Source organism: Ruegeria sp. AB10 (assembly GCF_056542745.1).
The window spans coordinates 1-552 of the sequence record NZ_JBQGAI010000035.1; the positions used below are offsets into that span (position 1 = coordinate 1).

1 protein-coding gene is annotated in these 552 nt (G+C 52.0%); it reads left to right on the forward strand.

Annotated features, from left to right (window positions below):
• A partial coding sequence (locus ACR0NT_RS19545; protein ID WP_480443547.1) for a cadherin-like domain-containing protein occupies window positions 1-552 on the forward strand: 552 nt, incomplete at both ends.

The window sequence follows — 552 nt, forward strand, 5'->3', positions numbered from 1 at the left end:
TCAATGAGTTTACCAATGACATTCAAGGCACTCCAAATGTGACAGCGCTCGACAATGGTGATTTTGTCGTCACCTGGCATTCTCTTGACGGGCAGCAAGGCGACACTGATTGGGCCATCAAGGCGCGTATTTTCGATGCAAACGGTGTTGCGCAAGGTCCCACGCCGATCGACGAAGATGTTGTGACTTCGATTGAGACCGCCACCCTCTTGGCCAATGACAGTGATGTTGAAGGGGATGCACTGACGGTAACAGCGGTCTCTGCCGCGAGTACGCATGGGGCCGCCCTTACGCTGAATACCAACGGGACCATCAGCTATGATCCAACCGGCGCAGATGCTGTTCAGGCTCTGGCAGAGGGCGAGACACTTATCGACACCTTCACCTATACGGTTGAAGACGGCAATGGTGGGCAGAGCACTGCAACGGTTTCAATCGTTGTTCACGGAAGAAACGATGCACCTGTCGCGGCTGATGATAGCGAGGTTGAAAATACTATTGATGCAGAAAGTACAATTGACGCAAGTGAGTTCCTGATCAATGACTTTACCA